Here is a 5745-nt window from a genome sequence, read left to right on the forward strand (position 1 = left end):
AAAAAAATGGCAAGGGGATTGCAACATGTTCCCTATATTCCCTTTATGAAAGGAGGGCATTTTAATCCTGCTCATAAGGAAGTTGAAACCAAAGCCGTTAGGGAAGTTGCAAAAACATTATATGATGATGGTGTTGAGAATGTTGCAGAGCGTCTTGGCTCTGCGCCCCGTCATGCATTTTTGACAGATATTAGTCCAAATTTAGAAGTATCCCTTGCGAATATGGGGAAGACAAATGTGCATGTTTCTGAACTTTTGAAAGGAGCACATGGGGAACGAGTGCAGAATGCTATTCACCGTATTGGTCAATCGGCAGATGAAAACATTACACCTCTTCAAGATACGAAAGTTTTAAAAAGGGTGCTTCAAGAGCAAGGAGAAAAAGAATATAAACATCTTTATGCAGAAGCAATGCAAACTCCCATAGCAAAAAAGCATTATCCAGCTCTTAATAGGCTTTTCAAAAATAAATGGTTTCAAAACGCTGTAAAAGAAGCAGTTGACACCTTAGAAGGAGACCCGCGCACAGCAATTGCTCAACGATTTTATGATAAAGATTTTATCCATATAAACTATAAACCCACAATGGCGTTATTAGATCAAACGAAGAAATCTATTGATGATTTAATCGAAAAGTCCCGGAATTTTGGTGATAAACAAAAGGCTACAGGGTACCAAATACTTAAGAATAATTTGGTAAAGATAACGGATGAAATCTCCTCTACTTACAAAGCAGCGCGGGCTAGTGTAGAAAAATATAAAGGTTTTCAAGAAGCGATAGAACAAGGCAAAAACATTGTACAGAGAGATGTTTCTGGAGAGGGGATTAAAGAAGGTCTTCGTAAAGGAGCAATGTCTAGTGGTCTCAATACTTATCATGTAGGGATGAGAGACTATATTGATGATCTATTAAAAGGTTCGCGTCCTGTTAATAGACTTTCGAATATTTTACAAACGGGTCGTATGTCAGATAATCTAAGCAGATCTTTAAGCTCTAAAAACATTCATGGGTTTAGAAAAGCTGTAGAGGATGAAAGGTTCTATGAAGATGCGGCGCAAAGAGCCCTAAAACCGTTTCAGGGAACGCCCGAACCTAATTATTTAACAGGTGTTAATCTACCGTACGGGAAAGTTAGTACAGCACGTGCAGGGGCAAAGATTACACAAAATATTTTATCTGATACGATTAGGAAATTACCTCAAAAAGAGAGACAAATACTTGAACGAGATATAGCGAAATTAGCAACTTTTGGCGTTAAAGGTATGAACCAGCAGGAAGTTGCTCAAATGTTACAAAGATTTATACGATTACATAAAGCAGGAATCGTTAGTGACCATTTGTGGCATTTCATTTCTTCGGTAATGGCAGGAGAAGCGGGAAGATTTTTAAGGAGTAAGGTTCAATGACCCGTTCTAGTCCGGTAGATGAAGCGATCCGTCAAGCAGCAGCGCGTTATGGTTTGCCAGAAAGCTATTTGTACCGTGTTGCGCAAGTGGAAAGTGGAGGCAATCCGAATGCAAGGAATCCCCGTTCTTCTGCTGGTGGGTTGTATCAATTTATAGACAGCACCGCCAAACAATATGGTTTGCAGGATAGGTTTGATCCCATGCAAGCAGCTGATGCCATGGGGCGGTTGACGCTTGATAATCGCAATCATTTAAGCCGCCTTTTGGGAAGAGCGCCTAGTGAAGCGGAATTGTATTTAGCACATCAACAAGGAGCAGGGGGAGCCGCGCGGCTTCTTCAAAATCCCCATGCCAATGCGGCGCAAATTGTTGGGAGCAATGCGGTTGGCTTGAATGGTGGAAACAACGCTATGCGTGCAAGTGATTTTGTCAACCGTGTATTACAGATGTATGGGGGGCAGCCTCATAGAGCAAGTCCTACAGCGCATGGTGGCATTAGAAATAGAGACAACTTTTTAGAGGTTTTAAGGGCATTATTAGCATCACAAGAAGAGGCTTCGGAAGAAGAAGAGAGTGATGATGATGATAATCCTTTGATGACGCAATTCATGCGGGCGTTTTACGGACCATTTTACAGAAGCTAGGATTCACGAGAAATGTCAACGATTTATGATTGGTCGCTTAGAGCGTCGGATAATACGCGTTGTGATGCTTTAATTGATTGGTCAGAAGGGCAGCATCCTAGCAGTGTGAATAAGAGCGCCCGTGTGATGATGCAACGCGTGCGTGAATATTTATCGGATACGGGTGGTGCGCTTGAAGGGATTGTTACCAATGATCATGCACAACAAACGAGTACGATACGTCTTCAAAGCCAATCGCAATTTTTAGAGTATAAGAATGGGATTGTTTTGCGTTTTATGGCGACAGGTAGGAATGTTGGAGAAACCACAGTCTCCCTTAATTCTTTAGATGGCAAGCCGGTTTATAAAGCAACAGAATTAGGGGTTGGTCCTTTATCAGGAGGCGAAATCCAACAAGGGTGCATTTATACATTGTTTTATAATGGAGATCATTGGCATCTTGTTAATCCTACCCCACTCCCTTTAGAAGAAGAAGAAAGCAGTCTTTATCCCACGGGTTTTATAGGAACGTTTGGCATGCGTGGGATTCCAAAGGATTGGTTAATTTGCGATGGGAAGGCTTATTTGCGTCGTGATTATCGTGATTTATTTGAGACGATAGGAACGGTTTGGGGAGAGGGTGATGGCGCCACGACATTTAATGTTCCCGATTTTCGAGGGATGTTTTTACGGGGGCTTGATGGAGGGCGCAATATTGATGAGGGGCGTTCTTTTGCAAGTGTGCAAACAGATTTAATCGAGTCGCATCAACATCAAGGACAGAGCCTTTCGATGTCTCATTTTACCAGCAACGAAAACTTTTGGGATGGGAATACGACGGATGTGTTGGGCTATCGTCTAGGCTTGTTTGGGGGGAGTTCTCTAGCGAATTTTATGGGCATAGAGCGTGAGAATTTAGGGGGCTACATTGTAAGTTCTCATACTCTTGATGAGAACCAAGAGGTTGTTTTGGAGAGCACTGGTGAAGGCGAGACGCGTCCAGTTAATGTGAGTGTTCTGTTTGCGATTAAGACATGAGGTGTAAGATGTCGACGATCTATGATTGGTCTTTCAATGCCTCCTTGAATGCCTATTGTGATGATTTGATTGATTGGTCAAAAGGACAACGTCCTAGTAGTCTGAATAATAGTGCTCGTGTGATGATGCAGCGTGTGCGTGAATATTTATCGGATACGAGTGGTGTGATTGAAAGCACTTTTACGGTTGATACTGAACACCAGACGACGTTGATAAGACTTCAAAGCCAATCGCAATTTTTAGAGTATAAGAATGGGATATCAATTTGTTTTAAAGCGAAGAGCAAGAATGTTGGGGAAACCGCAATTGCCTTGAATGATTTGGCGGCTAAACCTGTTTACAAGGCGACGGAATTAGGCATTCGTGTTTTATCTGGGGGCGAGCTTCAAAGGGGATGCATTTATAGCTTGGTTTATAGGGATCATGCTTGGCAAGTTTTAAATCCTACGCCTCTCTCTTTATCGCAAGAGCCGGTTATCCCTGTTGATCCACCAGGGACGATAGGGATTTTTGGGATGCAAGTTTTGCCAGATGGCTGGTTACCATGTGATGGGAAGGCTTATTTGCGTAGTGATTATCCTGCTCTTTATGAAGCGATAGGGATCAGGTGGGGAGGCGCTGATAGTTGGACGAAGTTTAATGTTCCCGATTTGCGTGGTGTTTTTTTACGAGGTGTTGATGATGAGCGCGAGATAGACCGCTTTCGTTATCTTGGCACTTTACAAAATGACGCAATGAGAAAGCATGATCATAGTGGTCAATCCTTTACGATTTTGAATGATGAAAATCAGGAAGAGAGTTGGCATGGTGATATGACGATCATCTGGGGATATGTGTTGAATGACCAGCAAAGATTGAAGCTTGCTGAACGTTTGGGCGTGAGAGCAGAGGATATACGCGTGCACCATAAGCTCGCCTTTCCCCATTCCCACCTTCATATGCGCGATGTTGTTTGGGCTCGTTCAGGTGTAAGTGAGACGCGCCCGATTAATATGAGTGTTGTGTTTGGAATCAAGACGTGAGGTTTAGATGTCCACGATTTATGATTGGTCTTTAACGGCATCTGAGAATGGTGGTGCTGATGCTTTAATTAATTGGTCAGAGGGACAGCACCCTAACACGGTTAATAATAGCGCTCGTTTTATGATGCAACGGGTAAGTGAGTATTTATCGGATACGGGGGGTGTNCTCGTTTTATGATGCAACGGGTAAGTGAGTATTTATCGGATACGGGGGGTGTTCTTGAAGGGATTGTGACGGTTGATAATAACCAAAAGACGAGCGTGATAAGGCTTCTAAGCCAATCGGCATTTTTAGAGTATAAGAATGGCATATCGGNGCTTGAAAGCATTGTTACGGTTGATAATAACCAAAAGACGAGCGTGATAAGGCTTCTAAGCCAATCGGCATTTTTAGAGTATAAGAATGGCATATCGGTTTGTTTTAAAGCGAAGGGCAAGAATGTTGGGGCGACAACAATTGCTTTAAATAATTTAGCTGGTAAGCCCGTTTATAAGGCGACAGAAACCGGTTTATTAGCCTTATCGGGAGGAGAGATACAAGATGGCTGTCTTTATACCGTTATTTACGATGAAGATATAACTGGTTGGCAAATTCTCAATCCGACAAGGGGCAAAGTTTCTTCCTTAAAACGTTTACCTTCCGGTCTGATAGGACCGTTTGCAATGGAGCGCTTGCCAGATGNCGGTAAGCCCGTTTATAAGGCGACAGAAACCGGTTTATTAGCCTTATCGGGAGGAGAGATACAAGATGGCTGTCTTTATACGCTTGTGTATGATGAAGAGCTTACGGGTTGGCAAGTTCTCAACCCGACAAGGGGCAAAGTTTCTTCCTTAAAACGTTTACCTTCCGGTCTGATAGGACCGTTTGCAATGGAGCGCTTGCCAGATGGTTGGTTGCCATGTGATGGGAAGGCTTATTCGCGAAGAACGTATAGAGCCTTGTTTGAAGTAATAGGGACGACGTGGGGAGAAGGTGATGGCGCCACGACGTTTAATGTTCCCGATTTTCGAGGAATGTTTTTACGGGGACTTGATAATGAACGCAATTTAGACCCTTGGCGTTCTTTTGCAAGTATACAATCCTGTTCTTTAAAAGCGCACGAACATTTTATAGGTCCAGCGTCATCAGAAGGTCTTTCTTCTCGAAAAAAACGGGATGTTTCTTCTACTGAAGCGCCCGTGACAAGGCGCAAGAGATCTGTAGACGAAGAGTGTGTAGGTTTGAGTGGGGATGCTTTGGACAAGTGTAATCAAGAATTTGACCAAATAGCAGGAAGTCCACAGGTAGAGACTCCCTTTTGGTTTACAGAAAAAGACAAGCCGCCGCGTTTACCTTGGTTTATCAGGAGCCCCTTTGCTAATTTTTTATATTATTCAATGCCTATAACAGAAGGTCTGAATGACAGAGAGCATCATGAACATCATCTCATGGCAGAGAGGGTTGGTGGTGTTGAAACGCGCCCCGTTAATGTGAGTGTAATTTATGGGATCAAGACATGAGGAGTTGAAATGTCATTAAAACCGTTTGCGATATCAGAGATTAGCGACCCGTCTCAAGTACGGGTCGTTTTGTATTCTGGGGGAGGTTTTGTACATGCGCCGCTTACTGGCGTTTTTGATTTACTGAAAGCAGCATTGAAAACAGAGCTTGATGG

Annotated in this window: 4 protein-coding genes and 1 pseudogene; all 5 read left to right on the forward strand. The window is 43.0% G+C overall.

Features of this window, described 5'->3' with window-relative positions; translation table 11 throughout:
- Nucleotides 1–1407: pseudogene (locus tag ACFIK2_RS08980) on the forward strand (glycine zipper family protein); the annotation flags it as partial.
- Nucleotides 1404–2051 carry a transglycosylase SLT domain-containing protein gene (locus ACFIK2_RS08985; protein ID WP_375677198.1) on the forward strand — a complete coding sequence of 216 codons (648 nt, stop codon included), beginning with the start codon at nt 1404–1406 and terminating at the stop codon, nt 2049–2051. The pseudogene ACFIK2_RS08980 and the gene ACFIK2_RS08985, both read left to right, overlap by 4 nt.
- Nucleotides 2052–2063: 12 nt before the next feature.
- Nucleotides 2064–3068: a phage tail protein gene (locus ACFIK2_RS08990; RefSeq protein WP_375677199.1), complete on the forward strand. Its 1005-nt coding sequence runs from the start codon at nt 2064–2066 to the stop codon at nt 3066–3068.
- 8 nt (nt 3069–3076) lie between these two features.
- Complete coding sequence (locus tag ACFIK2_RS08995) at nt 3077–4090, forward strand: phage tail protein (protein ID WP_375677200.1); 1014 nt, start codon at nt 3077–3079, stop codon at nt 4088–4090.
- A 174-nt stretch (nt 4091–4264) separates the two neighbouring features.
- Nucleotides 4265–5590: a phage tail protein gene (locus ACFIK2_RS09000; RefSeq protein ID WP_375677201.1), complete on the forward strand. Its 1326-nt coding sequence runs from the start codon at nt 4265–4267 to the stop codon at nt 5588–5590.
- Nucleotides 5591–5745 lie beyond the last annotated feature (155 nt).

The organism is Bartonella sp. AP88XZML, assembly GCF_042195565.1.
GTDB lineage: Bacteria > Pseudomonadota > Alphaproteobacteria > Rhizobiales > Rhizobiaceae > Bartonella.